This window comes from Variovorax nitratireducens (genome assembly GCF_051216545.1).
GTDB lineage: Bacteria > Pseudomonadota > Gammaproteobacteria > Burkholderiales > Burkholderiaceae_C > Variovorax.
This window is the reverse complement of record NZ_JBPJZO010000004.1, coordinates 252,927-276,219: the sequence shown is the minus strand read 5'-3', so window position 1 is coordinate 276,219 and position 23,293 is coordinate 252,927. Positions and strand designations below refer to the sequence as shown.

The 23,293-nt window shown below is 68.7% G+C and carries 25 protein-coding genes and 1 riboswitch; of the genes, 4 read left to right on the top strand and 21 right to left on the bottom strand.

Features of this window, described 5'->3' with window-relative positions:
- Window positions 1-3: 3 nt before the first annotated feature.
- From cobT to ACSFA8_RS13370, 10 genes are read right to left on the bottom strand one after another with little or no spacing between them, the layout of a single operon-like run.
- Entirely contained in the window at window positions 4-1,059 is a 1,056-nt protein-coding gene (cobT, locus tag ACSFA8_RS13415) for a nicotinate-nucleotide--dimethylbenzimidazole phosphoribosyltransferase (RefSeq protein ID WP_435480011.1), read from the bottom strand.
- Window positions 1,056-2,507, bottom strand: coding sequence for a cobyric acid synthase (locus tag ACSFA8_RS13410; protein ID WP_435480010.1), 1,452 nt, complete (start codon window positions 2,505-2,507; stop codon window positions 1,056-1,058). The genes cobT and ACSFA8_RS13410 overlap by 4 nt, the downstream gene beginning before the upstream one ends.
- The gene (locus ACSFA8_RS13405; RefSeq protein WP_435480009.1) at window positions 2,504-3,544 is read right to left on the bottom strand and encodes an aminotransferase class I/II-fold pyridoxal phosphate-dependent enzyme; all 1,041 of its coding nucleotides are present in this window, start codon (window positions 3,542-3,544) and stop codon (window positions 2,504-2,506) included. Before ACSFA8_RS13405 ends, ACSFA8_RS13410 begins: the two co-directional genes overlap by 4 nt.
- A gap of 4 nt (window positions 3,545-3,548) precedes the next feature.
- A complete protein-coding gene (gene cbiB / locus ACSFA8_RS13400; RefSeq protein ID WP_435480008.1) occupies window positions 3,549-4,529 on the bottom strand; it encodes an adenosylcobinamide-phosphate synthase CbiB in 981 nt (326 codons plus the stop codon).
- The gene (gene cobO / locus ACSFA8_RS13395) at window positions 4,529-5,098 is read right to left on the bottom strand and encodes a cob(I)yrinic acid a,c-diamide adenosyltransferase (RefSeq protein ID WP_435480007.1); all 570 of its coding nucleotides are present in this window, start codon (window positions 5,096-5,098) and stop codon (window positions 4,529-4,531) included. The genes cbiB and cobO overlap by 1 nt, the downstream gene beginning before the upstream one ends.
- A gap of 15 nt (window positions 5,099-5,113) precedes the next feature.
- Window positions 5,114-5,881 (bottom strand): ABC transporter ATP-binding protein, encoded by a 768-nt coding sequence (locus ACSFA8_RS13390; protein WP_435480006.1) that lies wholly within the window; start codon window positions 5,879-5,881, stop codon window positions 5,114-5,116.
- The gene (locus tag ACSFA8_RS13385) at window positions 5,878-6,855 is read right to left on the bottom strand and encodes a FecCD family ABC transporter permease (protein WP_435480005.1); all 978 of its coding nucleotides are present in this window, start codon (window positions 6,853-6,855) and stop codon (window positions 5,878-5,880) included. The genes ACSFA8_RS13390 and ACSFA8_RS13385 overlap by 4 nt, the downstream gene beginning before the upstream one ends.
- Window positions 6,852-7,712, bottom strand: coding sequence for an ABC transporter substrate-binding protein (locus ACSFA8_RS13380; RefSeq protein WP_435480004.1), 861 nt, complete (start codon window positions 7,710-7,712; stop codon window positions 6,852-6,854). Before ACSFA8_RS13380 ends, ACSFA8_RS13385 begins: the two co-directional genes overlap by 4 nt.
- Window positions 7,709-8,293: a bifunctional adenosylcobinamide kinase/adenosylcobinamide-phosphate guanylyltransferase gene (locus ACSFA8_RS13375; protein WP_435480214.1), complete on the bottom strand. Its 585-nt coding sequence runs from the start codon at window positions 8,291-8,293 to the stop codon at window positions 7,709-7,711. Before ACSFA8_RS13375 ends, ACSFA8_RS13380 begins: the two co-directional genes overlap by 4 nt.
- Window positions 8,293-10,140 (bottom strand): TonB-dependent receptor domain-containing protein, encoded by a 1,848-nt coding sequence (locus ACSFA8_RS13370; RefSeq protein WP_435480003.1) that lies wholly within the window; start codon window positions 10,138-10,140, stop codon window positions 8,293-8,295. The genes ACSFA8_RS13375 and ACSFA8_RS13370 overlap by 1 nt, the downstream gene beginning before the upstream one ends.
- Before the next feature lie 116 nt (window positions 10,141-10,256).
- Window positions 10,257-10,511, bottom strand: a riboswitch (cobalamin riboswitch).
- 41 nt (window positions 10,512-10,552) lie between these two features.
- Here ACSFA8_RS13370 and ACSFA8_RS13365 point away from each other — a divergent pair.
- The 3 genes from ACSFA8_RS13365 to ACSFA8_RS13355 all read left to right on the top strand — a co-directional run bounded on the left by ACSFA8_RS13365 (window position 10,553) and on the right by ACSFA8_RS13355 (window position 12,217).
- Window positions 10,553-10,768: a DUF904 domain-containing protein gene (locus ACSFA8_RS13365; protein ID WP_286543395.1), complete on the top strand. Its 216-nt coding sequence runs from the start codon at window positions 10,553-10,555 to the stop codon at window positions 10,766-10,768.
- A 9-nt stretch (window positions 10,769-10,777) separates the two neighbouring features.
- A complete protein-coding gene (locus tag ACSFA8_RS13360) occupies window positions 10,778-11,122 on the top strand; it encodes a cell division protein ZapA (protein WP_435480002.1) in 345 nt (114 codons plus the stop codon).
- Between the two features lie 279 nt (window positions 11,123-11,401).
- A complete protein-coding gene (locus ACSFA8_RS13355; RefSeq protein ID WP_435480001.1) occupies window positions 11,402-12,217 on the top strand; it encodes a sulfite exporter TauE/SafE family protein in 816 nt (271 codons plus the stop codon).
- Between the two features lie 466 nt (window positions 12,218-12,683).
- On the opposite strand, the gene ACSFA8_RS13350 is transcribed toward ACSFA8_RS13355, so the two are convergent.
- Window positions 12,684-13,394, bottom strand: coding sequence for a sulfite exporter TauE/SafE family protein (locus ACSFA8_RS13350; protein WP_435480000.1), 711 nt, complete (start codon window positions 13,392-13,394; stop codon window positions 12,684-12,686).
- A gap of 17 nt (window positions 13,395-13,411) precedes the next feature.
- Window positions 13,412-14,830, bottom strand: coding sequence for an oxygen-independent coproporphyrinogen III oxidase (gene hemN, locus ACSFA8_RS13345; RefSeq protein ID WP_435479999.1), 1,419 nt, complete (start codon window positions 14,828-14,830; stop codon window positions 13,412-13,414).
- A 102-nt stretch (window positions 14,831-14,932) separates the two neighbouring features.
- On the opposite strand from hemN, the gene fnr reads away from it, so the two are divergent.
- Window positions 14,933-15,649 (top strand): fumarate/nitrate reduction transcriptional regulator Fnr, encoded by a 717-nt coding sequence (gene fnr / locus ACSFA8_RS13340; RefSeq protein WP_435479998.1) that lies wholly within the window; start codon window positions 14,933-14,935, stop codon window positions 15,647-15,649.
- On the opposite strand, the gene ACSFA8_RS13335 is transcribed toward fnr, so the two are convergent.
- The 9 genes from ACSFA8_RS13335 to ACSFA8_RS13295 form a co-directional block, all read right to left on the bottom strand.
- Window positions 15,630-15,878, bottom strand: coding sequence for a hypothetical protein (locus ACSFA8_RS13335; protein WP_435479997.1), 249 nt, complete (start codon window positions 15,876-15,878; stop codon window positions 15,630-15,632). The two genes, fnr and ACSFA8_RS13335, sit on opposite strands and share 20 nt — an antisense overlap.
- Window positions 15,875-16,162 (bottom strand): FixH family protein, encoded by a 288-nt coding sequence (locus tag ACSFA8_RS13330; RefSeq protein WP_435479996.1) that lies wholly within the window; start codon window positions 16,160-16,162, stop codon window positions 15,875-15,877. Before ACSFA8_RS13330 ends, ACSFA8_RS13335 begins: the two co-directional genes overlap by 4 nt.
- A gap of 25 nt (window positions 16,163-16,187) precedes the next feature.
- Entirely contained in the window at window positions 16,188-17,624 is a 1,437-nt protein-coding gene (gene ccoG / locus ACSFA8_RS13325; RefSeq protein WP_435479995.1) for a cytochrome c oxidase accessory protein CcoG, read from the bottom strand.
- Window positions 17,625-17,629: 5 nt separating this feature from the next.
- Window positions 17,630-18,544 (bottom strand): cytochrome-c oxidase, cbb3-type subunit III, encoded by a 915-nt coding sequence (gene ccoP / locus ACSFA8_RS13320; RefSeq protein ID WP_435479994.1) that lies wholly within the window; start codon window positions 18,542-18,544, stop codon window positions 17,630-17,632.
- Window positions 18,545-18,553: 9 nt separating this feature from the next.
- Window positions 18,554-18,691 carry a cbb3-type cytochrome oxidase subunit 3 gene (locus ACSFA8_RS13315; protein WP_435479993.1) on the bottom strand — a complete coding sequence of 46 codons (138 nt, stop codon included), beginning with the start codon at window positions 18,689-18,691 and terminating at the stop codon, window positions 18,554-18,556.
- A gap of 10 nt (window positions 18,692-18,701) precedes the next feature.
- Window positions 18,702-19,334 carry a cytochrome-c oxidase, cbb3-type subunit II gene (gene ccoO / locus ACSFA8_RS13310; protein WP_435479992.1) on the bottom strand — a complete coding sequence of 211 codons (633 nt, stop codon included), beginning with the start codon at window positions 19,332-19,334 and terminating at the stop codon, window positions 18,702-18,704.
- 9 nt (window positions 19,335-19,343) lie between these two features.
- Window positions 19,344-20,783, bottom strand: coding sequence for a cytochrome-c oxidase, cbb3-type subunit I (ccoN, locus tag ACSFA8_RS13305; RefSeq protein WP_435479991.1), 1,440 nt, complete (start codon window positions 20,781-20,783; stop codon window positions 19,344-19,346).
- Window positions 20,784-20,847: 64 nt separating this feature from the next.
- The gene (ccoS, locus tag ACSFA8_RS13300) at window positions 20,848-20,985 is read right to left on the bottom strand and encodes a cbb3-type cytochrome oxidase assembly protein CcoS (protein WP_286543366.1); all 138 of its coding nucleotides are present in this window, start codon (window positions 20,983-20,985) and stop codon (window positions 20,848-20,850) included.
- Entirely contained in the window at window positions 20,985-23,282 is a 2,298-nt protein-coding gene (locus tag ACSFA8_RS13295) for a heavy metal translocating P-type ATPase (protein ID WP_435479990.1), read from the bottom strand. The genes ccoS and ACSFA8_RS13295 overlap by 1 nt, the downstream gene beginning before the upstream one ends.
- Between the last annotated feature and the right edge of the window lie 11 nt (window positions 23,283-23,293).

The window sequence follows — 23,293 nt, the reverse complement described above, 5'->3', positions numbered from 1 at the left end:
ATCTCACCCGTCCGATCGGGAAACGCCGGCCGTCTCGAAGCTGGCCATCTCGCGCAGGATGCGGCAGGCCGATTCGAGCAGCGGCCAGGCCAGTGCCGCGCCCGAGCCCTCGCCCAGGCGCAGGTCGAGCCGCAGCAGGGGCCGCAAGCCGAGCTCCGCGAGCAGCAAGGCATGGCCCGGCTCGGCCGACTCGTGCGATGCGATGCAGCGCTGCACCACATTGGGCCGCAGCGTGTGCGCCGCCAGCACGGCCGCGCCGGTGATGAAGCCGTCGACCACGATCACGCGCCGCTCCTGCGCGGCCTGCAGCACGGCGCCGACCATCGTCGCAATCTCGAAGCCGCCGAAGGCCGCGAGCGCGTCGAGCGCCGAGGTGGCGCCGCGGTGCAGTTCCAGCACGCCGGCCAGCACGGTGCGCTTGCGCGCGAGGCCGGCGGCGTCGAGCCCGGTGCCGACGCCGACACAGGCGTCCAGTTCGAGCCCCGCCAGCCGTGCCAGCAACATCGATGCGGTCGATGTGTTGCCGATGCCCATTTCGCCGAGCAACAGCGCGTTGCCGGGCAACGCCCGCACCAGCTCGCGGCCATTGGCGATTGCTTGGGTGCATTGGTCGGCGGTCATGGCTGCCCCGGCCGAAGCATCCGCCGTGCCCGGGCCGATCTTGCGAATGACCAGCCCGGCCTGCGGCGCAAACGCGTGCCGCACGCCGCAATCCGCCACCGTGAGCGCCAGCCCGTGCTGGCGTGCCAGCACGCTCACCGCCGCGCCGCCAGCCAGAAAGTTCTGCACCATCTGCCAGGTCACGTCGCTCGGGTAGGCCGAAACGCCGCGCGCCGCCAGCCCGTGGTCGGCCGCGCAAACCAGCATCTGCGGCGCCGCCAGTGCGGGCGCCTCGCTGCCGAGGATGGTGCCGATGCGCAGCGCAAGTGTTTCGAGCTGGCCCAGCGCGCCGACCGGCTTGGTCTTGTTGTCCAGGAGGTGCTGCAGGCGCTGCGCCAGTGCAGCGTCGCGGAGGTCGGGAACCTCGGGAACAGCGGAGGAAAGCTCGGCAAAAGTCATGCGGTCAGCGAGCGCAGTACGCCCGGTTCAAAGTGTTGGTCAATGTAGTCGGCCAGGCCGTCAAACACGCCATCAAGTGTGGGTGCCCGGGCGCCGAACAGCGCATGCAGCGCTGCCGGATCCTCGAACAGGCCGTGCAGGTAGATGCCGAGCACGTTGCCCGCGTCGTTCTGCCAGGCCAGGCCGTCGGGCATGGCGGCGTGGGCATGCTCGCCGGCTGCGGCCATGGCGCTGTGTTCCAGCGTCTGACCGTGGTGGATTTCGTAGCCCTGCATGGCAATGCCTGACAGTGCAGCCCAGGCCCCGGTCAGCGCGCCGAAGCGCGCCGCGCGATGCTGCACCGTCTTGTCGCGCTCGAAGCGCGTGACCAGCGGCAGCAGCCCGAGCCCGGGCCCGTTGCCGTCGATGCCGTGCGGGTCGATCAGCGCCTCGCCGAGCATCTGCAGGCCGCCGCAGACACCGAGCACCCGGCCACCGCGGGCCGCATGCGCTGCGATGGCGCGGTCCAGCCCCTGCTGGCGCAGCCAGGCCAGGTCGCCGCTGGTGTGCTTGGAGCCGGGCAGGATCAGCGTGTCGGCATCGGCCAGATCGGCCACGGTGCGCGCCCAGCGCAGTTGCACGCCGGGCACGTTCTTGAGCGGCTGGAACTCGTCGAGGTTGCTGATGCGCGGGTACACAACGACGGCGATCCGTTGGGACACCGCGCCTGCGGCGCCGATGCTGCGGTCGTCGAACACGCCGTCTTCCTCGGGCAATCCGTGCTGCCACCACATTGGCAAGGTCGCCACGGTCGGCACGCCCGTCATCTGCTGCAGCATCTGCGGCGCCGGCGCAAGCAACGCCGCATCGCCGCGAAACTTGTTCAGCACGAAGCCTGCGAGCAGCGCCCGGTCTTCTTCGGGCAGCAGTGCCCAGGTGCCGTAGAGGTGCGCGAATGCGCCGCCGCGGTCGATGTCGGTCACCAGCAGGCAGCGGGCTCCGGCATGGCGTGCCACACGCAGGTTGACGATGTCGCTGGCCATCAGGTTGATCTCGGCCGGCGAGCCGGCGCCTTCGATCACGACCACGTCGTTCTCGGCGCGCAGTTCGTCGAGCGCCTGCGCGATCAGCGGCCAGACGCGCTCGCTGCGGCCGCGCCACGGCAGCGCTGAGAGCGACTCGCTCACCCGCCCCAGCAGCACCACCTGGCTGTGCGTGTCGCGCTCGGGCTTGAGCAGCAAGGGGTTCATGCGCACGTCGGGCATGGTGCGGGCCGCCAGTGCCTGGAAGTACTGCGCGCTGCCGATCTCACCGCCCGTGACCACGCGCGCGTTGTTGCTCATGTTCTGCGCCTTGAACGGCGCCACTTTCAGGCCCTGGCGCGCATGCCAGCGGCACAGGGCGGTGGTGAGCCAGCTCTTGCCCGCGCCGCTGGTCGTGCCCAGCACCATCACACATTTCGCCGTCATGCGGGGATTGTCGTCGGCGCTCTGCGAATCCGGCGCAGTCCGTCCGCGAGCTCCTGGCCGCTGGCGGGCGGCAGCACGGCCAGCCGCACATGGCCCGGCAGGCCGAACGAGGTGGTGTCGCGCAGCTTGATGCCTTGCGTTCGCAGGCCGGCGCACAGAGCGGCGACGTCGTCCATCGGCGGACGCGCGCAGAAGAAATTGGCCACGCCCGGCAGGCACTGCCAGCCGAACTCCTGCTCGCAAAGTGCGATCTGGCGCGCCTTCCATTCCCGCAGCGTGGCCAGGCTGGTGGCGAGCCATTGCTGTGCGGCGGCCGAGGTCCATCCATCGAGCAGCGCCACGCCATGCGCGCCGACCGGCCACGACGGCGCCATCGCGTCCACCGCGTCGACCCAGTCCCGCGCATCCACGGGTGCAATCGCGTACGCGGCGCGCACGCCCGTGAGGCCGAGCGCCTTGTTCGGCGTCCAGAGCTGCCAGACGCGGTCGCGCTGCGCGCTGCCCAACCCCAGCGCGCCTTCAAGGCGCAACGGCTCGTAGGCCAGGTCGAGCACGCAGACGGCGGCGGCCGCGAGTGCGTCGATCGAGGCCGGCAAGCCAGATTGCGCCTGGCCCAACGGGCTGGACGGATCGCAGCACCAGACCAGCCGCGCGTCGACTTGTGGCGCCGGCTGCAGACCCCAGGCCTGTGCCGCCCGCGCGTAATCGCCATAGCTATGCGCGGGCAGGCACACCGACTTTGCGCCGCGTTGCGCCGCGGCCGCCGTAAGCCGGAAGATCAATTCGCTCGCGCTCGCGGCAAAGACGATGCGCTCCGCCGCCACGCCGTGGAACCCGGCCAGTCGCGCGCGCAGCCCGCCGTAGCGCGGATCGGGATAACGCGCGGCATCGGCCTGCCGCACCGCTTCAAGTACCGCCGGGCACGGGCCGCACGCATTGCTGTTGGTCGAAAAGTCGTGCTGCGGCACCCCCTGCGCGTCGGGGCCGCCGTGGCTGTCGCGCGGGTTGGTGTCGGATGTATTCACCAGGAGGGTCATGGCATCAGAACGCAAGCACGAGCGCAGCGGCGATGGCCAGCACGCCGACCACGCGCGCCGCGCAGCTCGCCGCCCGCTGCGCGTCCCCGGCCACAGGCGCTCGCCCGGCCGCGTTGAGCACGTACGTCCCCGGCTTGCCAAGCCGCACATCGAGCAGCAGTGCCATGGCCGCCATCGGCCACCCACTGTTGGGCGACGGCGTTCGCTGCGCTTCTTGCAGCAGCCCGCGCGGCCAGCGCCAAGCCACCAGCGCGAGCAGCAGCGCCGTGATGCGCGCCGGCAGCCACGACAGCCCATCGTCCACCCGCGCCGCACACTTGCCGGCCCATTGCCAGTCGCGCCCGTTGCGCTCGCCTGGGTAGCCCCACATGGCATCGGCGGTGTTGGCGTAGCGGTAGAGGGCGGCTCCGGGCAGGCCGAGCAGCACGAACCAGAACACCGGTGCGACGACGGAATCGTTGAGGTTTTCGGCCAGCGATTCGATCGCGCTTTCGCGCACTTCGGATTCGCTCAACGCGCTCACGTCGCGGCTCACCAGGCGCGCGAGCTGCGCGCGGCCGGCATCGAGCGACACACCCAGTGCCGCCTCGACGGCCAGCACCTCGTCGCGCAGCATGCGCCAGGCCAGCAAGGGCTTGAGGGCGACCGCAACGAGCAGCACGGCAGCAGCCGTGTGAACCTGCGCCGCGCCGGTCACGACGGCGCACGCGGCTGTCACCACGATGGCTGCGCCTGCCCACCAGGCCAGCATTGCAGTCATGAACGGCTTGAATCTTTCAACAGGAACGGCGCCGATCGGCGGCGCGACACGGCACCCTGCCCAGTCGAGGTAGCGGCCCATCCACACCACGGGATGCAGGCGCGCCGGCGGCTCGCCGAAAAGCGCGTCGATCGCGAGCGCAAGCCAGAGGGCCGCGACGCAAACCCAGGCGGCCACGCCCTCGCCCCAGCCGTCCCACGGGAGCGGCAGGAGCGGCGCGCTCATCAGTCTTCGATCCCGCGCTGGGCCGGGATGCCGGCCTTGAACGCGTGCTTGACCATCTGCATCTCGGTGACGGTGTCGGCCAGTTCGATGAGTTCGGGCGGGCAGCGGCGGCCGGTCAGTGCAACGTGCACTTCCTTCGGCCGGTTGCGCAGCGTGTCGAGCACGTCGTCGAGCGGCAGCCAGCCGTAGATCAGCGGGTAGGTGATCTCGTCGAGCACCACCAGGAAGTACTCGCCCGACAGGATGGCCGCCCTCGCCTTCTGCCAGCCGTCGCGCGCGAGCTGCGCCGAATGTTCGAGATCCTGGCTCTTCCAGCTGAAGCCGTCGCCCAGGCCTTCGATCGGAATGCCGATCTGCTCGAACATGCGGTGCTCGCCGAAGCGCGCGCTCGGCACCTTCATGAACTGGTAGATCTTGACGGCCTTGCCGCGGCCGTGCGCGCGCAGCGCCAGGCCAAAGGCCGCCGTGCTCTTGCCCTTGCCGTCGCCGGTGTTGACGATGACGATGCCGCGGCGTTCGCCCTCGGGCTTTTCGTAGGGTTTGGCGACGGGAGGCGTTTCGATTTGCATGGACAGTGATCCTGGTTAATGTGGCAAGACGACCCATTGGCCGGCCACATGGTGAAGTTCGATGCGTTGATCAAACACGGTGCGCAGTGCGGCGTGGCTCGCGGGATCGGCGCTCGGCCCCTGGTGCACGACGCGACCGCCTTTGAGCACCAGCAGTTCGTCGGCCTGCAGTGCCATGCCGAGCTCGTGCAGCACGCTCACCACGGTGCGGCCGGCCGCAACCAACGCACGCACGCTCAGCAGCCAGTCGGCCTGGTGCGGCGCGTCGAGGTTGGCCAACGGCTCGTCCATCAACAGAACCTGCGCTTCTACAGCGAGCGCACGCGCCAGCAGCACGCGCTGCCGCTCGCCGCCCGACAGCTGGCCGAGCGGGCGCGCGCGCCATTCCCAGCACTGGGTCTGGCGCATCGCGCGCTCGACCGCTGCCTGGTCGGCGGCGCTCGGCGCGCCAAGCCAGGGCTGGTGCGGCAGGCGGCCCAGCATCGCGACGTCGTGTGCCAGCAGGTCGTCGGCGCCCGGCTCGGTCTGGCCGAGCCAGGCCAGCGCGCGGGCGCGCGCCTTGCCGGGCCAGTCGCCGACATCGCGGCCCAGCAATTGCACCCGGCCCTGCACCGGCAGCAGGTGTGCCAGCGCTTTCAGCAGCGTGGTCTTGCCGGCCCCGTTGGGGCCGACCACGGCCGTCCAGCGGCCGGCTGGGAGGTCGAGTGCGGGCACGTCGACGATCAGGTGGCCGCCCAGCGACACCTTGAGTGCGCGCGCCGTGAGCGCAACGGCCGTGCTCAAAGCGTTCTCCGATGCATGAGCCACAGCAGATAGCCACCGCCGAGCAGCGCAGTCACCACGCCCACCGGCAGTTCCTGCGGCGCCATCAGCCAGCGCGCCAGCACGTCGGCCGCGAGCAGCAGCGCACCACCCATCAGCGACGCGAGCAGCACCAGCCAGCCGTGCGTCGGCTTGACCACGGCGCGCACCAGGTGCGGTGCCACCAGCCCGACGAATGCCACCAGCCCGACCTGCGCCACCGCGGTGCCGGTCGCGAGCGCGAGCGCCGCCACCAGTGCCACGCGCACCCACGGCAACGCGATGCCCAGGCTGACGGCACTGGCTTCGCCCAGCGTCAGCGCATCGAGCGCCCGCGCGAAGCCGATCGATGGCAGCAAACACAGCGCCAGCGCGCCGGCCAGCAGCGTCACGCTCGGCCAACCCAGGAAGCCGGTGGTGCCGAGCATGAAGGCCTGCATCGCCCGCATGATGTCAGGCACCCACAGCACCACCAGCGCGCTCGCCGCGCCGAGCACCATGCCGACCACCACGCCGGCCAGCAGCAGGCGCAGGGTCTGCTGCACGCCGCGCGCCAGGCTCAGGGTGATCAGCACGGCCAGCACGGCGCCGATGAAGGCAGCGCCCGTCATGCCGATGCGCGCGGCCCAGCCGCCGGCGGCCGGCGACACGCCGAGCGCCACCAGCAGCAGCGCCACGCCGAGGTTCGCACCCGAGGCGCTGCCGAGCAGGTACGGGTCGGCCAGCGGATTGCGGAACAGGCCCTGTGCCAGCGCACCCCCGAGCCCCAGCAGCGTACCGGCCAGCCACGCGCCGAGCGTGCGCGGCAGGCGGATGTCTCGCACGATCTGCAGCGCGGTTGCGTCGCTCGTCACATTCAGCACGCTCTCGAAGCCGGTGCTGCCGATGCTCATGCCCAGCAGCCCCAGCACCGCGCTGACGGTGACGATCGCAAGGGCCAGCCCGGACTTGCTCACTTGAACCTGTCTTTCAGGCAGTCGCCCATGATGGCCGCGGCCTCGGCCATGCGCGGGCCGGGACGCACCAGCACATCGCCTTGCGCCGCGGTGAAGACGCAAATGCGCCCGGTCTTCACCGCATCGATCACGCCCCACCCCGGCCGCCCGGGCAGCGCCACCGCGTTGCGGTCGCCGACCATGATGAGCTGCGGGTCGGCACGCACCACGAACTCGGGATTGAGCTTGGGGAACGGGCCCAGCGCGGCCGGCACGATGTTGGTGACACCGAGCCGGGACAAGGTGTCGCCGATGAACGATGCCTCGCTCGCCGCATAGGGCGCGCTGTTGATTTCGAAGTACACGCGCTTGCCGCGCACGCCTGGCGGCAGCGAAGCGGCGACGCGGCTCACGCCGGCATCGAGTTGCTGCCACAGCACGGCGGCCTCGGCCTCGCGGCCGAGCACGCGGCCGACTTTGCCGAGCACGCGCTCCACGTCTTTCATCGACTTGGGTTCGAGCGCCAGCACCTTGAGGCCGAGCGCTTCGAGCCGGTCGGTCACGCGCGCCGACTTGGCGAGCAGCACCACGTCGGGCTTGAGCGCGACGATGCGTTCGACGTTCGCATCCTCCAGCCCGCCCACATGCGGCAGCGTCTGCACGGATGCGGGCCAGTTCGAATAGTTGTCGACGCCGACCAGCCGGTCGCAGGCCTGCAGTGCACAAACCGTTTCGGTCAGCGACGGCAGCAGCGACACGATGCGCTGCGGCGGCTGCGCCAGGCTGACCTCGATGCCGCGGTCGTCCACCAGGCTCAACGCCAGGGCCGGGCCGGCCAGCCAGGCGAGCACGGCAGAACAAAGCAGCCGGAACATCATCGCGATTCGTCTTTCAGGGTGAGCGGCAGGCCGGCGGCCATCAGTGTCACGCGATCGCACGCGGCCGCCACCTGCTGGTTCAGCATGCCGAGCGTATCGACAAAGGCACGCACTTCGCGGCCCATCGGAATCACGCCGAGGCCGATCTCGTTGCCAACCACCACGACCGGCCCCTGCGCCTCCCGAAGCGCGAGCAGGAGTGTCGCGATCTCCGCAGGCGCAGCGGGCGCCGGGGCCTGATCTGGCGCCTGGTTTTCGGCACCGTGCGGCATCAGCAGGTTGGTGAGCCACAGGGTCAGGCAGTCGACCACCACCAGCGTGTCCGGCGCATTCAGCGCCAGCAGCGCCTCGGCCAGGTACAGCGGCTCCTCCACGGTTTCAAGGCGCGGCACGCGCACGCGTCGCTCGGCGCGGTGCCGTGCGATGCGCTCGCGCATCTCGTCATCGTGGGCCTGCGCCGTGGCGACCAGCACCGCGCGATGCATCGGAGACGCCGCAAGCCAGGCCGCGGCGAGTTGTTCGCCGCGGCGCGATTTGCCGCTCTTCTGACCGCCGAGGATCAGTTCGCAGCGGGCCGGCATCAGCGTGGCGCCCACTTTGCCGTCAGGTAGGCACTGATGCCGCGCTGGTTGTAGCCGTAGACGGTTTCGTAGGTCGCATTGTTGAGGTTCGCGATGCGGCCCTGCAGCGTCCACTCGGGCGTGAACCGGTACTCGGCGAACACGTCGATGGTCGCGTAGTTGCCGAGCCGCGTGGCGAAGGTGTTGGCAACATCGTCGTAGCGCCGGCTCACGTACAGCGCCGAGCCGCCGAACTTCCAGGCGCCGGCCGTGTAGTCGATCGCCAGGCTGACCTGGTCGCGTGCGCGGCGCGGCAGCATCTTGCCGGTGAGTTCGTTGCGCGGGTCGAGGTTGTCGTAGCTCGCGTGGACACCGACGGCATCGAAGGCGCCGTCGTACGCCAGCGTCCAGCCCGTGATCCGTGCGCGCGGTACGTTTTCGGGCTTGGTGGTGTTGGTGATGAAGCCACGGATCTTGTTGTCGAACGCGACCAGTTTGACGGTGTGCGCGCCTTCAGTCCAGGTGACTCCGACATCGGTGTTCTTGCCTTCCTCGGGCTTCAGGTCGGGATTGCCGAAGTTCGGAAAGTAGAGCTGGTTGAACGACGGCGCCACGAAGCTGGTGCCGTGCGACACGTTGACGCGCCAGTTGGGCGAGATGCGATAGCCGTAGCCGGCAAACCAGGTGTTGTTGTCGCCGAACTGCGAGTTGTCGTCGCGCCGCGCATTGACCTGCCAGCTGTGCGCACCGGCACTGCCGCTCAGGCCGACGAACGCCGAGTCGATGGTTCGGCCGGTGACGGTGTATTTGATGCTGCTGTCGACGCTTTGCACGCGGCGCTCGAGCCCGGCCACGACGGTGCCGATCGGCGTGACGATGTCGTTCTGCCAGGTGTATTGCTCCTGCGAGGTCTCGAACAGGCCCGGCAGGCTCGACGGCGCGGCGACTATGGCGCGCGTCATGTCGGTGCCGCGCGACACGCGGAACTGCGTCGTCCAGTTCGACAGCAGCTTGCCCTGCACGCCGAGGTACTGCGTCTCGGTGCGTAGCTTGCCGTAGGTGTTGCGGTACTTGCCGTCGTCGTAGTAGTTGGTGCCGTTGGCGTAGAGCATGCCGGCATCGATCTTCCAGTCGGGGTTGATCTGGTAGCCGAGCGAGAAGTTGGCCGCGTCCTGGTTGAACGGGTCGCGGTCGGGGTTGTAGTTGTTGAAGGCCACCTTGGCGTTGGTGGCCGAAAAACCCTTGTCGCGCGTGCGCTGAACGTCCAGCGAATAGGTGAAGGCGTCGTTCGCGCCGGAAAAGCCGGCCGTGGTCTGCTTGTAGCCTTCGCTGCCGATGGTGGTCGACACGCGGGGGCGGAACGAGGTCTCGCCGGGCTGGCCCTTGCGCATGAAGATCTGCACCACGCCGCCGACGCCGTCGCTGCCGTAGAGCGCCGAGGCCGGGCCCTTGACCACCTCGATGCGGTCGATCATGTCGACCGGAATGTTGTCCCATGAGGGCGCCCCGGCCGTGGCCGAGCCGTAGCGTACCCCGTCGATCAGCAAGATCGTGTGGCGTGCTTCGGTGCCGCGGATGAACACGCTGCTTGTCTTGCCTGCGCCGCCGTTGGCCGCGACCTGCACGCCGGCCGTGCGCGCCAGAATCTCGGTCAGGGTGCGGCTGCCCATCTGCTCGATCTGCACGTGGTCGATCACCACGACGTCGGCCACCAGATCGTCGACGCGGGTCGGCGTTCGGCTCGCGGTTACCACGGTTTCGGGCAGCGCGCGGGGTTCTGCCGGCGCTTGCGTCTGGGCATGCAGCGGCGGGGTGGCGAGTGCGCCGAGCGCGGCGGAAATGGCAAGCGCGAGCGCGGAAGCACGCACGGGAGCGCAAGCGGTGGAATCGCAGGAAATCATGGAAAAAGAAACTCGCAGACGAATGCCCTGCACCGGCTTCCCCGCCGGTGCTTGGACGTATGGCTGCCTCGTGCTTGACGCATGCGGCAGCCGCCTCGTTGGCCGGTATCCGGGCTGGCAGTCCTGCTTTCATCTGCCTTCCCAGGCACCTGTTTCAGGGTGCCCAGTGGCTTGATGAGATGAAAGTGGCGCGGGAAGCGTGAGCTTCGGGCGCCGTCTGCTTGACCGTTGCGGGGGCAGCGCAGGTGGCTTCGGCCCTGTGGGGGCCTCGACTCCTGCTTCCCGTTGAACTGTGCCGCGTGAACCGCGGCGCGAGCACCAACGGGCCGGATTCTAATTTGAAAGTGTTTGCAAGCAGGGGAACCTACAATCGCCCACCATGTCCGCCCCCAGCCCCATCGACCAGATCGCCGAGCGAGTGGAACGTCTGCTCGTGCGCCACGAAGAGGTGCAACGCACCAATGCGCTGTTGCAGGAACAGGTCGATGCGCTCACGCGCGAGCGTGACGCGCTGAAGTCGCGGCTCGCGGCGGCGCGCACGCGCATCGACGCCATGCTCGAGCGGCTGCCGGCCGAACCACCCGCAACCGAATAAATCCAGACGATGAAGCAGATCGAAGTTCAGATCATGGGCCAGAGCTACCTGCTCGGCTGCCCCGAGGGCGGGGAGGCGCAGTTGCGCAGCGCGGTCGAGCGGGTCGATGCCGCCATGTGCAAGATCCGCGACGCCGGCAAGGTGAAGGCACGCGACCGCATCGCGGTGCTGGCCTCGCTGAACCTGGCGTTCGATCTGGTGCAGGCCGAAGCGACACCGGCTGCGGTGGTGGCGCCGGTTGCAGTACCAACGGCGACGGCCATGTCAAGCGATTCCGATGCGAACGACCCGCGTTTGTCGCAATTGCTGCACCGACTCGACAGCGCCCTCGCCGGCGACGGACATTTGCTCTGATCGGCGGCATCCGCGGCACGTTGCCGGCGTAAAATCCGCCCTGTCTGCAGTGCGTGTCGAGCTTTATATTTCCTTGTTCCAATGCTCTCCGGAGCCGGGCTTGGTACATTGCTTGACGGGCGTGATCATCTCGCGTCAGATGAACCCGAAGTCTTGCTGCCCTCGCCCACCTGAACCCTGGTTCAGGATGCGGGTTCGGCACCCACCTGCAGACACCTATTCATGAAACGACGGCCCCCTCATCCGGGGCCGTCTTTTTTTCGGAGGCGCGTTGTCACCATGATGCTCGAACCCCTGCTGATCGCCGAACTCGCCGCGCTCGGCCTCGGCACCGGATTTCTCGCAGGCCTGCTGGGCATCGGCGGCGGCATGCTGATGGTGCCGTTCATCACGATCATCATGGGCCAGCGCGGCGTGCCGGCCGATCTCGCCGTGAAGATCGCGATTGCCACGTCGATGGCCACCATCATCTTCACCTCCATCTCGAGCGTGCGCGCCCATCACAAGCGCGGCGCTGTGCGCTGGGACATCGTGCAGCGGCTGTCGCCCGGCATCGTGATCGGCAGCCTGGTCGGCAGCCTCGGCGTTTTCGCGCTGCTCAAGGGCACTGCGCTCGCGATCTTCTTTGCGCTGTTCGTGGGCTTCTCGGCCACCCAGATGTTCCTCGACAAGAAGCCCAAGCCCACGCGGCAGATGCCCGGCACCGGCGGTCAGCTTGCCGCGGGCGGCGTGATCGGCTTTCTCTCGGGCCTGGTCGGCGCGGGCGGCGGCTTCATCAGCGTGCCGTTCATGACCTGGTGCAACGTCGCGATCCACAACGCGGTGGCCACGAGCGCGGCACTCGGCTTCCCGATCGCGGTGGCCAACGTGGTCGGCTACATCGCGAGCGGCCAGTCGGTGCAGGGGCTGCCGTCCGGCTCGTTCGGCTACATCTGGCTGCCGGCGCTGGTGGTCATTGCCATCTGCAGCGTGTTCACCGCGCCGCTGGGCGCGAAAGCCGCGCACAGCCTGCCCGTGAAAAAGCTCAAGCGGGTGTTCGCGAGCATCCTGTATGTGCTGGCGGCCTACATGCTCTGGAAGGGCTTGCGCGGCTGATACGGCCTTGCATTCGCAGCGTCCGACGTTTGATTTGAGCGCTGAGGGTCTGGGGTTCCGGGGTGGGCTCAGGGCGGCGGGGCACGCTGCTCCGCGAATGTCCCCCGGCCTGCGGCCTCCTCCTTTATTTCGCTGCGCAGCGTGCCCCACCGCCCTGATCCTGGAAGCGAAGTGACCGTTTCGCGCCGAACACGCAGAGCGTGCCCAAGGCCGCTGGTGGTGGGTGGCCCCTGCAGCGAAATAAAGGAGGAGGCCGCAGGCCGGGGGACATTCGCGGAAGGGGCCACCCGCCGCCAGCGGCCTAACCCCAACGCCCCTCCCGCACAGGCCCTATCCCGAAACGTCAAGCACGAAGCGCCAGCGCGAGCAGCAACTTCCGCCAAAGGCCAGGGTTCCTTGTTCCTTGAACGCAACCCGGCATGAGGCCCCGCACGCCCGACCCCGGCTCGCGGCATCGGTCCCGCTCTCAGCGGCACCAGATTTCGATCTGGTGCCGCAGGTCTATCCAGAGTGCCTGCGACGCGACGCCCGCCAGCAACACGCCCGCCACGCGGGTGCCCCAGACCTGCCGCATTGAACCGAGGCCCCAGCGCAGGCGTTGCCAGAGCCAAGGGGCCAGCATCAACGAGATCCCGCTGCCGACACCGAACAGGGCCATGACGAGTGCGCCCTGCGCCGGCCCGTTGCCCAGGCTCGCCAGTATCAACGCCGAATACAGCAGCCCGCAGGGCATCGCGATCCACAGCGCGCCGGTGGCAAGCAGCCCCGGGGCAGAACCGTTCAGGGGCCGCAGGCGCGTTGCGAGCCAGCCCCCCGCGCGGTGCGCCCAGCGCGGCTGCCGCCCCGCCACGGCGAGCACCACGCCCCATGCCAGCACGGCCACATGAAGCATCGTCCAGACCGGGCGCAGCAGGGCAACGTGCTCGCTGGCCACGGCAAGACTGCCCACCGCCGCCGCGGCCAGCGCCCCGCCGGCGGCATAGCCCGCGATGCGCCCGGTCTGCAGCAGCAACATGCGGCCCGCACCGTCGTCCGTGGAAAGTGCGGCCACGCCGCCGTTCGGCGCCGCGCGCACGATGCGAACCACGCCGGCGCAAGCTGCGCCGCACATGGCAACGCAGTGCGGGCCGCCGGCCAGACCCATCAGGAAAGCCGAGGCGGCCAGTGCGGTTTGCATGGTGGCAGCCGGTCGTGCTAGATGATGCGGGAGAACCGCGTGCGGTTGCGATCGGCCTGCAGGTAGCGGTCGAACACCATCGCGATGGCCCGCACGAAGAACCAGCCGGTGGCCGTGACTTCGATGGCGCGGTCGCTCACCGCCACGAGGCCCTTTTCTTCGAGCGGGGCCAGCGCTGCCAGTTCTTCCGCAAAGTGGCGCCGGAAGTCGATCAGGTGGGCCAGCGCGATCGATTCGAAATCCACCCGCCCCTGGCACATCAGCGCCATGATCACCGAGCGCCGCAACACGTCGTCGCGCGACAGTGCAAGCCCGCGCACCACCGGCAACCGGCCCTGGTCGATGTGGTCGCAGTACTCCTCCAGCGTCTTGGCGTTCTGGCTGTAGGTGGCGCCGATGCGCCCGATGGCGGAGACGCCGAGGGCGACCAGGTCGCAGTCGGGCTGCGTGCTGTAGCCCTGGAAGTTGCGATGCAGCCGGCCCTGGCGCCGGGCCACGGCCAGCGCATCGCCGGGCAGCGCGAAGTGATCCATGCCGATGTACACATACCCCGCCGCGGTGAGTGCCGCGATGGAGCGCGACAGCATCTCGAGCTTGGCAGCGGGCGCGGGAAGGTCTGCGGCATTGATGCGCCGCTGCGGCTTGAAGCGCTCGGGCAAGTGCGCGTAGGCATACAACGCGATTCGATCCGGGCGCAGGTGGCACACCTGCGCCAGCGTTCGGTCGAACGACTTCACGGTCTGGTGCGGCAGGCCGTAGATCAGATCGATGTTGGTCGATGCGAAGCCGAGCCGGCGGGCCGCTGCCACCAGGTCGAACACCTGCTGGGCCGGCTGGATGCGGTGCACAGCCTGCTGCACGGCCGGCTCGAAGTCCTGCACCCCGAAGCTGAGGCGGTTGAAGCCGAGTTCCGCCAGCACGGCGAGCCGTGCCTCGTCCACCGTGCGCGGATCGACCTCGATCGCGTACTCCCCGTCCGGCGCCAGGGTGAAGGCGTCGCGCAACAGATCCATGAGTTCGCGCAGGCTCGCGTCGTCCAGAAAGGTCGGCGTGCCGCCACCCAGGTGCAGCTGGCTCACCGGCGCACCGGCGCCGAGCTGTGCGACCTGCAGGTCGATCTCGCGTGCCAGGTAGCGCAGGTAGTTGCGGCCCTCGCTGCGGTGGCGCGTCACGATCTTGTTGCACGCGCAGTAGTAGCAAAGCGAGGCGCAGAACGGAATGTGCACGTAGAGCGAGAGCGGCAGCGCGCGTGCAACGGCCCCGTTGCCGCGCTGGCGCAATGCCTGCGCATAGGCGTCGGCACCGAAGGCTTCGACGAAACGGTCGGCCGTGGGATAGGAGGTGTAGCGCGGCCCGGCGACGTCGAAGCGCCGCAGCAAGGCGCTCGACAACGGCGGCACGGGCGGGGACAAAACGGCGGTTGAAATCGAGGGCATGACCCATCGACTGTGCGGCCGACCCGCCGAAGTTTCATTGACCTGAATCAACTCACCTGCACAGGCAGGAACGGAAAATCGCACAAAGAGAGCCCCATTGACATGACCCCCCAAACCATCAAGGTTGCCTGCTCGAACTGCAACCTGCGCGAACTCTGCATGCCCGTGGGGCTGCTGCCGTCCGAGCTGGATCGCATCGACGACATCGTGGCGACGCGCCGCAAGGTGAAGCGGCGCGAGGCGCTGTTTCACAGCGGCGAGCGCTTCACCTCGCTCTATGCGATTCGCACCGGGGTGTTCAAGACCCGCGTGGCGACCGAAGACGGCCGCGACCAGGTCACCGGCTTCCAGATGGCCGGCGAGATCATCGGCCTCGACGGCATCGTGAACGACCACCACACCTGCGACGCAGTGGCGCTGGAAGACTCCGAAGTCTGCGTGATGCCGTTCGACCGCATCGAGGAACTCTCGCGCGAGATCACCTCGCTGCAGCGCCACGTGCACCAGATCATGAGTCGCGAAATCGTGCGCGAGCATGGCGTGATGCTGCTGCTGGGTGGCATGCGGGCCGAAGAGCGGCTGGCCGCCTTCCTGCTCAACCTGGTGCAGCGGCTTCATGCGCGCGGCTTCTCGCAATCGGAACTGGTCCTGCGGATGACGCGCGAGGAGATCGGCAGCTACCTCGGCCTGAAGCTCGAGACCGTGAGCCGTACGCTGTCGAAGTTCGTCACCGACGGCATCATCGAGGTCGACAACCGCCATGTGCGCATCGTCGAGCCCGACGCGCTGCACCGCATCGTCACTCCGGCTGCTTGCTGATTTCCCGCCTGGGCATCGACACCAGCAGCATGGTCAGCGCGCTCGAAGCCGCGGCCAGCAACCAGAACACAAAGAAGCCGATCGTGTAGACCGCCTGGCGCGACAGGCCGAGCGACTCGCTGCCCCAGCGCAGATCGGCCGGATCGACCAGCGCGAACACCAGCAGTTCGAAACTGCAGGCGAGCAGGAAGCCGGGCCACAGGATCCAGAGCGCCGTGCGCGCGTTCACGGCGCTGCCCGCTTCGGCGCGGGCATGTCGTTGCCGGGCGTCGCCGCGTGGTTGCGCCCGACTTGCGCCGGCACCAGCTTCTTGTCGGCCAGCGTGCGGTTGATCTGGATGCCCTGCCGGTAGTAGTCCTCGGCGACCACGGGATCGGGGATCGCCAGCGCGATCCACAGCGTGGCGAAGCCGGCGACGACGACACACGCCGGCCCCGCGATCACCATCCACACCAGCGGGAACTTCCACCAGGGGGCGGCCGGCGCCGGCGGTGCGGGTTCTAGCTCGTTCATTGTTTTCATCTTTGTCTCCTCCGGGTCAACGGGGTACCAGGAAAGCGGCCTTTTCGGACACCTGCGCACTGCCATCGGCCGAGCGCACGCCGAAGTGCACGGTGTGGGAGCCGGGTGCCGCGCTGCCATACGGAATCTGCAGGCGCACCGCCACCCAGCGCGACTGGGCGCTTTCGATTTCCACCGGCTCCGCCGGGAGCACGGACAGCCCCTCGAGGCCGGTCGCCTCGATGCTGTAGCGCTGCGGCTGCTCGGTCGCGTTCATGATCTGCAGGCGGTAGACGTTCTCGAGCCGTCCGCCCTCGGCGATGCGGGCCAGCGACGCGCGATCCCGCACCACGTCGACCTTGAGCGGCATGCGCACCACAAGGCTGGCCAGCAACCCGAGGCACAGCGCCGCCAGCACGCCGGTGTAGATCAGCACGCGGGGCCGCAGCACGCGCCGCCGGATCTCCCCGCTGGACCAGTGCCCGGCCATGCTGTTCTGCGTGGCATAGCGGATCAGCCCGTGTGGCCGGTGCTGCTTTTCCATGACGGTGTTGCAGGCGTCGACGCAGAGGCCGCAGCCGATGCATTCGTACTGCAGGCCCTGGCGGATGTCGATGCCGGCGGGGCACACCTGCACGCACAGGTCGCAATCGATGCAGTCGCCAGATCGGGCTTGCTGCGGGCCCTTGGCCGGCAAGCCGCGCGGCTCGCCCCGTTCCACGTCGTAGCTCACGATCAGCGTGTCGCGGTCGAACATGGCACCCTGGAAGCGCGCATAGGGGCACATGTACTGGCACACCTGTTCGCGCATGAAGCCCGCGTTGCCGTAGGTGGCGAAGCCGTAGAAGAACACCCAGAACACCTCCCACGAGCCCATGCGGGTCTGCAGGAATTCCATGCCGAGCTCGCGCACGGGTGTGAAGTAGCCGACGAAGGTGAAGCCCGTCCACAGCGCGATGCCCAGCCAGACGATGTGCTTGAACCACTTCTTGACCAGCTTTTCGAGCGAGAACGGCTCGCCGTCGAGCCGCATGCGCGCGACGCGGTTGCCTTCGATCTTGTGCTCCACCCACAGGAAGATCTCGGTATAGACGGTTTGCGGGCAGGCGTAGCCGCACCAGAGCCGGCCCGCCACCGCCGTGAACAGGAACAGCGAGAGCGCCGAGATCACGAGCAGCCCGGTTAGGTAAATCAGATCCTGCGGGTACAGCACCAGACCGCCCAGGTAGAAGCGCCGGGCGCCGAGGTCGAACAGCACCGCCTGCCTGCCGCCCCACTCGACCCAGGGCAGGCCGTAGAACACGAGCTGCGTCAGGAACACCATGGCCCAGCGCCAGCGCGCGAACAGCCCGCTGATGCTGCGCGGGTAGATCTTCTGGTGGGCCGCATAGAGCCCGCTGCCCTGCTCCACCGCGACGATCGGAATGACCTTGCGCGGGCGCAAGGGCGAAGCGGCGGGCAGCGGTTCGGCCATGGCTTTCAGGGCGCCGCGGCGGCCTTGTTGGACATGCCCCAGACATAGGACGCGAGTACCTGGATCTGCGCTTCGGTCAGCCGGCCCTGCTGCGGCGGCATCTGGTTGGTCTTGCCGGTGTTGATGATCGCGATGATGGCTTCCTGGCCGTAGCCATGGAGCCAGATGTTGTCGCGCAGGTTGGGGGCGCCCATCGCCTGGTTGCCGACGCCGCCGATGCCGTGGCAGGCCACGCATGCGGTGAACTTGCTCTTGCCAAGCCCGGCGCGCAGCGAGTCGTGCGGACTGCCCGACAGGCTCAGCACATAGTTGGCCACGTTCTTCACGTCGTCCGGCGTACCGACTGCGGCCGCCATCGGCGGCATGACGCCGGTGCGGCCCTGCGTGATGGTCTCCACGATCTTGTCGGGCTTGCCGCCGTGCAGCCAGTCGGCGTCGGTCAGGTTCGGAAAGCCCTTGCTGCCGCGCGCGTCGGAGCCGTGGCATTGCGCACAGTTGTTGAGGAACAGGCGCTCGCCGATGGCCCTGGCGCCCGGGTCGCCGGCAACCTGTTCGGGCGCCATCGCGGAGTACTTCGCATAGACCGGCTCCAGCGCACGGTCGGCGGCCGCGACGTCGCCCGCGTACTCGCTGCGGGTGCTCCAGCCGAGCTCGCCGCCATAGCTGCCCAGGCCCGGGTAGGCCACGAGATAGCCCAGTCCGAACACGATCGTGAGCACGAACAGGCCCACCCACCAGCGCGGAAGCGGGTTGTTCATCTCGCGCAGATCTTCGTCCCAGACGTGGCCGGTGGTGTTGTCCCCGCCGGTTGGGGCACTCGTGCGGGCCGTGACCCACAGGAGCAGCGCGCAGGCCAGGATGCTGACCAGCACGACCACCGTGACGTAGTGCGACCAGAAGTCGCCGATGAAATCGCTCATGGTGCGGCCTCAGTCCTGTTCGAACGGCAACTGGCCCGCTTCGTCGAAGGCGCTGGCGTTGCGACGCCAGTAGGTCCAGACGACGATGCCGATGAAAGTGGCGAACGAGGCCAGCGTGGCCGCGATGCGCAGGGTGGTGACGTCCATCGTGCTTCCTTTACTTGAGTGCGAGGCCGAGCGACTGCAGGTAGGCCACCAGTGCATCGAGTTCGGTTCTGCCTGCGACGTCGGCCGGTGCGGCAGCGATCTGCGCGTCGGTATAGGGCACGCCGACGCGGCGCAGCGCGGTCATATGGGTGGCGGTCGTGGCGCCGTCCACCAGCGCCTTGTCGAGCCAGGCGTAGCCGGGCATGTTCGACTCGGGCACCACATCGCGCGGGTTGTTCAGGTGGATGCGGTGCCACTCGTCGCTGTACTTGCCGCCGACGCGGTGCAGATCGGGACCGGTGCGCTTGCTGCCCCACTGGAACGGATGGTCGTAGACGAACTCGCCGGCCACCGAGTAGTGCCCGTAGCGCAGCGTCTCGGCCCGGAACGGCCGGATCATTTGCGAGTGGCAGTTGTAGCAACCCTCGCGCAGATAGACGTCACGCCCGACCAGTTGCAGCGACTTGAGCGGTTCGACGCCCTTGACCGCTTCGGTGGTCGACTTCTGGAAGAACAGCGGCACGATCTCGACCAGCCCGCCGACGGCGATGACCAGCAGGATGAGCACGATCATCAGGAAGTTGTTGGTCTCGATCTTCTCGTGCGAGAAGCCGGTCTTGGGGGTCGTGGTCTTGTCGGACATGTGGCTTCCTCAGGCGGGCGCGGCCACTGGCTGCGGGATGATGGCGTTGACCGAGCGGCCGAAGCCCACCGTCATCCAGACGTTCCAGGCCATCACCAGCATGCCGCCGAGGTAGAGCAGCCCGCCGACGAGGCGCACCACGTAGTACGGGAAGGTCGCCTTCACGCTTTCGACGAAGGTGTAGGTGAGGGTGCCGTCGGGATTGACCGCGCGCCACATCAGGCCCTGCATCACGCCGGCGATCCACATCGCGGCGATGTAGAGCACGATGCCGATGGTCGCCATCCAGAAATGCAGTTCGATGGCCGGCACGCTGTGCATCTCGGTGCGGCCGTACATGCGCGGGATCAGGTAGTAGAGCGAGCCCATCGAGATCAGTCCGACCCAGCCCAGCGCACCTGCGTGCACGTGGCCGACCGTCCAGTCGGTGTAGTGGCTCAAGGCGTTGACCGTCTTGATCGACATCATCGGCCCCTCGAAGGTCGCCATGCCGTAGAACGACAGCGCCACGATCAGGAAGCGCAGGATCGGATCGGTTCGCAGCTTGTCCCAGGCCCCAGACAGCGTCATCACGCCGTTGATCATGCCGCCCCAGCTCGGCGCCAGCAGGATCAGCGAGAACACCATGCCGATCGATTGCGTCCAGTCCGGCAGCGCGGTGTAGTGCAGGTGGTGCGGGCCCGCCCACATGTAGGTGAAGATCAGCGCCCAGAAGTGCACGATCGAGAGCCGGTACGAATACACCGGGCGGCCGACCTGCTTGGGGATGTAGTAGTACATCATCCCGAGGAAGCCGGCGGTGAGGAAGAAGCCGACCGCGTTGTGGCCGTACCACCACTGCACCATCGCGTCCTGCACGCCCGCGTAGGCCGAGTAGCTCTTCATCCAGCCGGCCGGTATGGCCGCGCTGTTCACGATGTGCAGCAGCGCCACCGCGATGATGAAAGCGCCGTAGAACCAGTTGGCCACGTAGATGTGGCGTACCTTGCGGATGCCGATGGTGCCGAAAAACACGATCGCGTACGCCACCCACACCAGGGTGATCAGGATGTCGATCGGCCATTCGAGCTCGGCGTACTCCTTGCCGGAGGTGTAGCCCATCGGCAGGCTCAGCGCGGCAGCGACGATGACGGCCTGCCAGCCCCAGAACACGAACGACGCCAGCTTCGGCGCGAACAGCGGAACCTGGCAGGTCCGCTGCACCACGTGGAAGCTGGTCGCCATGAGTGCGCAGCCGCCGAAGGCGAAGATCACCGCATTGGTGTGGAGCGGACGCAGGCGCCCGTAGCTGAGCCACGGAATGCCGAAGTTCATTTCGGGCCATGCGAGCTGCGACGCGATGAGCACGCCGACCAGCATGCCGACCACGCCCCACACCACCGCCATGAGTGCGAACTGCCGTATGACGGTGTCTTCATACACCGCGGCAGGAGGGTTGTCAGCGTGCATCGTCTGGCCTTTCTTGAACTGCGGCCAGTGTCGGTGCGTGCCCGGCACGTCGCCTTGATGCAGATCAATCGTTGCGCAGAATGCGCTCGCCTTCACGCTCGACGTCGTCGAACTGGCCGCGGTCGACCGCCCACCAGAGCCCGGCCAGGATCAGCAGCACCAGCACCACCGAGAACGGGATGAGCAGGAAAAGAATGTCCATCAGCGCCCGCCCCCGAACGGCACCGCGAGGCGCGCCGCGTTGAGCACCACCACCAGCGAACTGACCGCCATGCCGAGGCCGGCCAGCCAGGCCGGTAGCAGCCCGGCGAGCGCCAGCGGCACGCACAGCGCGTTGTAGCCGGCCGCCCACCAGAGGTTCTGCCGCACCACCCGCAGCGTGCGGCGCGCCTGCGAGATCGCCTGCGGGATGCTGGCCAGCGACTCGCTCAGCACGATGAAGTCGGCGCGCGCCCGGGTCAGCGGAACGGCCCGGCCGAATGCGAACGAAACATCGGCCTGCGCCAGCACCGGCCCGTCGTTGAGGCCATCTCCTACCATCGCGACGCGCCGGCCCTGCGCCTGCAGTTGCCGCAGCACATCGAGCTTGTCTTCGGGCAGGCAGTCGCCCTGGGCCTCCGGGATGCCGACGCGGCCCGCCACATCGCGCACCGCCGCGCCCCGGTCGCCGGAAAGCAGCCGCACGGCCAGCCCTTGCGCCCCGAGCGCGCGCACTGCGGCCACCGCGTCGTCACGCAGGTCTTCGGCCAGCACGAAGCTTGCGACCCAACCCTCTTCGTCGCTAAGGTGAACCTGCGCCGCCTCGACCTGCAGCGGCGCAACGCCGCAGAAGGCCGCCGCACCGAGGCGCATGCGGCGCGGCAGCCGCGCCCCCGCGGCGCCCTGCCATGCCGCACCTTCGAGCCCCTGCCCGGCGTGCTCCGTCAGGTCGGAAACCATCCACGTCGGCGGCATGCGGTACTGCGCGTTCCAGGCGCCCACCAGCGCGCGCGCAGTCGGGTGCAGCGACTGTGCGCCGAGCGCAGCGGCAAGCTCGACCGCATCGCCCGGCCGCATGCCGCGCCGGCAGTAGACGCGCTCGAGCCGTGGTGTGTCGCGCGTCAGCGTGCCGGTCTTGTCGAACACCACCGTATCGACCGAGGCTAGCGCCTCCAGCGCCTGCAGGTTGCGCACCAGCATGCCGCCCCGCGCCAGCGTACCGGCGCTCGCGAGCATGCCAGCCGGCGTGGCGAGCGAAAGTGCGCAGGGGCAGGTCACGATCAGCACCGCCACCGCCGCCATCAGCGCCTTGCCGTGATCGGTCGGCCACCAGACCACGAAGGCCAGCGCCGCCGCCGCGAGCACCACGCCCAGGAAGGGGCGTGCAACGCGATCAGCGAGCTGCGCGAGGCGCGGCTTCTCGATCGAGGCGCTTTCCATCAGGGCCACGATCTGCGCGAAGCGCGTGCCGGGGCCGACGGTGTCGATGCGTACCTGCACCGCCGCGTCGAGGTTGTGGCTGCCGGCCAGCACCTGCGCGCCGCACGGGCGCGGCACCGGGCGCGACTCGCCTGTGAGCAGCGCCTCGTCGGCCGAGGTGTCGCCCTCGATCACCGTGCCGTCGGCGGGAAAGGCTTCGCCCGGCAGCACGCGCACCACATCGCCGGCCGCAAGGCGCCGCACCGCGACCCGGGTGAAGCTGCCGTCGGCATCCCGCCGCTCGATGCTGTCGGGCAGCCGGTTCATCAGCGCCTCGAGCGCGCCGGCCGTCCGGTCGCGCAGCCGGGCCTCGAACCAGCGGCCAGTGAGCAGGAAGAACACGAACATCGTGAACGCGTCGAAGTACACCTCGTGACCAAACGGCCCGGCCGGATCGAAGGTGGCGGCGCTGCTGACGACGAAGGTGATGGCCATGCCGAGCGCCACCGGCAAGTCCATGCCGATGCGGCGGGCCCGCAGGTCGCGCCATGCGCTCGAAAAGAAAGGCCCGCACGAAAACAGCAGCACCGGCAGCGACAGCACCCACGAGGCCCAGCGCAACAGTTGCGCGGCATCGGTCGTCATGTCGCCCGGCTGTGCGATGTAGGCGGGGTACGCGTACATCATCACCTGCATCATGCAGAAGCCCGCCACCAGCCAGCGCCACAACGCCAGCCGCGTCACCTGCGCGCGCCGTGCACGCGCCGCGATGTCGCCGGCCGGCACCAGCCGGTAGCCCACCGCTGCGGCCGCCGCGAACCAGCGCGAAGGCTTGACGCGCCCGGCCGCCCAGACCACGCGGGCACGCCGGCTCGCGGCGTTGACCTGCACCTCGAGCACGCCGGGCACCTGCATCAGCGCGACTTCGACCGTGAAGGCGCACGCCGCGCAGTGCATGCCCTCGATCACCACCTGCGACTGCCAGCGCCCCGCCGGCGTGCCGGCGTCCAGCGCATGGCCGAACGCGGGCCATTCGGCCGGATCGTCCAGCAGCGCATGCGCGGGAAGGTCGACCCAGCCCGATGGAAGAACGGCTTGCATCCGGCGAGGCT

Coding starts and splice junctions, on each gene's coding strand:
- cobT (WP_435480011.1), bottom strand. CDS start 1,059: ATGACTTTTGCCGAGCTTTCCTCCGCTGTTCCCGAGGTTCCCGACCTC.
- ACSFA8_RS13410 (WP_435480010.1), bottom strand. CDS start 2,507: ATGACGGCGAAATGTGTGATGGTGCTGGGCACGACCAGCGGCGCGGGC.
- ACSFA8_RS13405 (WP_435480009.1), bottom strand. CDS start 3,544: ATGACCCTCCTGGTGAATACATCCGACACCAACCCGCGCGACAGCCAC.
- cbiB (WP_435480008.1), bottom strand. CDS start 4,529: ATGAGCGCGCCGCTCCTGCCGCTCCCGTGGGACGGCTGGGGCGAGGGC.
- cobO (WP_435480007.1), bottom strand. CDS start 5,098: ATGCAAATCGAAACGCCTCCCGTCGCCAAACCCTACGAAAAGCCCGAG.
- ACSFA8_RS13380 (WP_435480004.1), bottom strand. CDS start 7,712: ATGATGTTCCGGCTGCTTTGTTCTGCCGTGCTCGCCTGGCTGGCCGGC.
- ACSFA8_RS13375 (WP_435480214.1), bottom strand. CDS start 8,293: ATGCCGGCCCGCTGCGAACTGATCCTCGGCGGTCAGAAGAGCGGCAAA.
- ACSFA8_RS13365 (WP_286543395.1), top strand. CDS start 10,553: ATGTCCGCCCCCAGCCCCATCGACCAGATCGCCGAGCGAGTGGAACGT.
- ACSFA8_RS13360 (WP_435480002.1), top strand. CDS start 10,778: ATGAAGCAGATCGAAGTTCAGATCATGGGCCAGAGCTACCTGCTCGGC.
- ACSFA8_RS13355 (WP_435480001.1), top strand. CDS start 11,402: ATGATGCTCGAACCCCTGCTGATCGCCGAACTCGCCGCGCTCGGCCTC.
- ACSFA8_RS13350 (WP_435480000.1), bottom strand. CDS start 13,394: ATGCAAACCGCACTGGCCGCCTCGGCTTTCCTGATGGGTCTGGCCGGC.
- hemN (WP_435479999.1), bottom strand. CDS start 14,830: ATGCCCTCGATTTCAACCGCCGTTTTGTCCCCGCCCGTGCCGCCGTTG.
- fnr (WP_435479998.1), top strand. CDS start 14,933: ATGACCCCCCAAACCATCAAGGTTGCCTGCTCGAACTGCAACCTGCGC.
- ACSFA8_RS13330 (WP_435479996.1), bottom strand. CDS start 16,162: ATGAACGAGCTAGAACCCGCACCGCCGGCGCCGGCCGCCCCCTGGTGG.
- ccoG (WP_435479995.1), bottom strand. CDS start 17,624: ATGGCCGAACCGCTGCCCGCCGCTTCGCCCTTGCGCCCGCGCAAGGTC.
- ccoP (WP_435479994.1), bottom strand. CDS start 18,544: ATGAGCGATTTCATCGGCGACTTCTGGTCGCACTACGTCACGGTGGTC.
- ACSFA8_RS13315 (WP_435479993.1), bottom strand. CDS start 18,691: ATGGACGTCACCACCCTGCGCATCGCGGCCACGCTGGCCTCGTTCGCC.
- ccoO (WP_435479992.1), bottom strand. CDS start 19,334: ATGTCCGACAAGACCACGACCCCCAAGACCGGCTTCTCGCACGAGAAG.
- ccoN (WP_435479991.1), bottom strand. CDS start 20,783: ATGCACGCTGACAACCCTCCTGCCGCGGTGTATGAAGACACCGTCATA.
- ccoS (WP_286543366.1), bottom strand. CDS start 20,985: ATGGACATTCTTTTCCTGCTCATCCCGTTCTCGGTGGTGCTGGTGCTG.
- ACSFA8_RS13295 (WP_435479990.1), bottom strand. CDS start 23,282: ATGCAAGCCGTTCTTCCATCGGGCTGGGTCGACCTTCCCGCGCATGCG.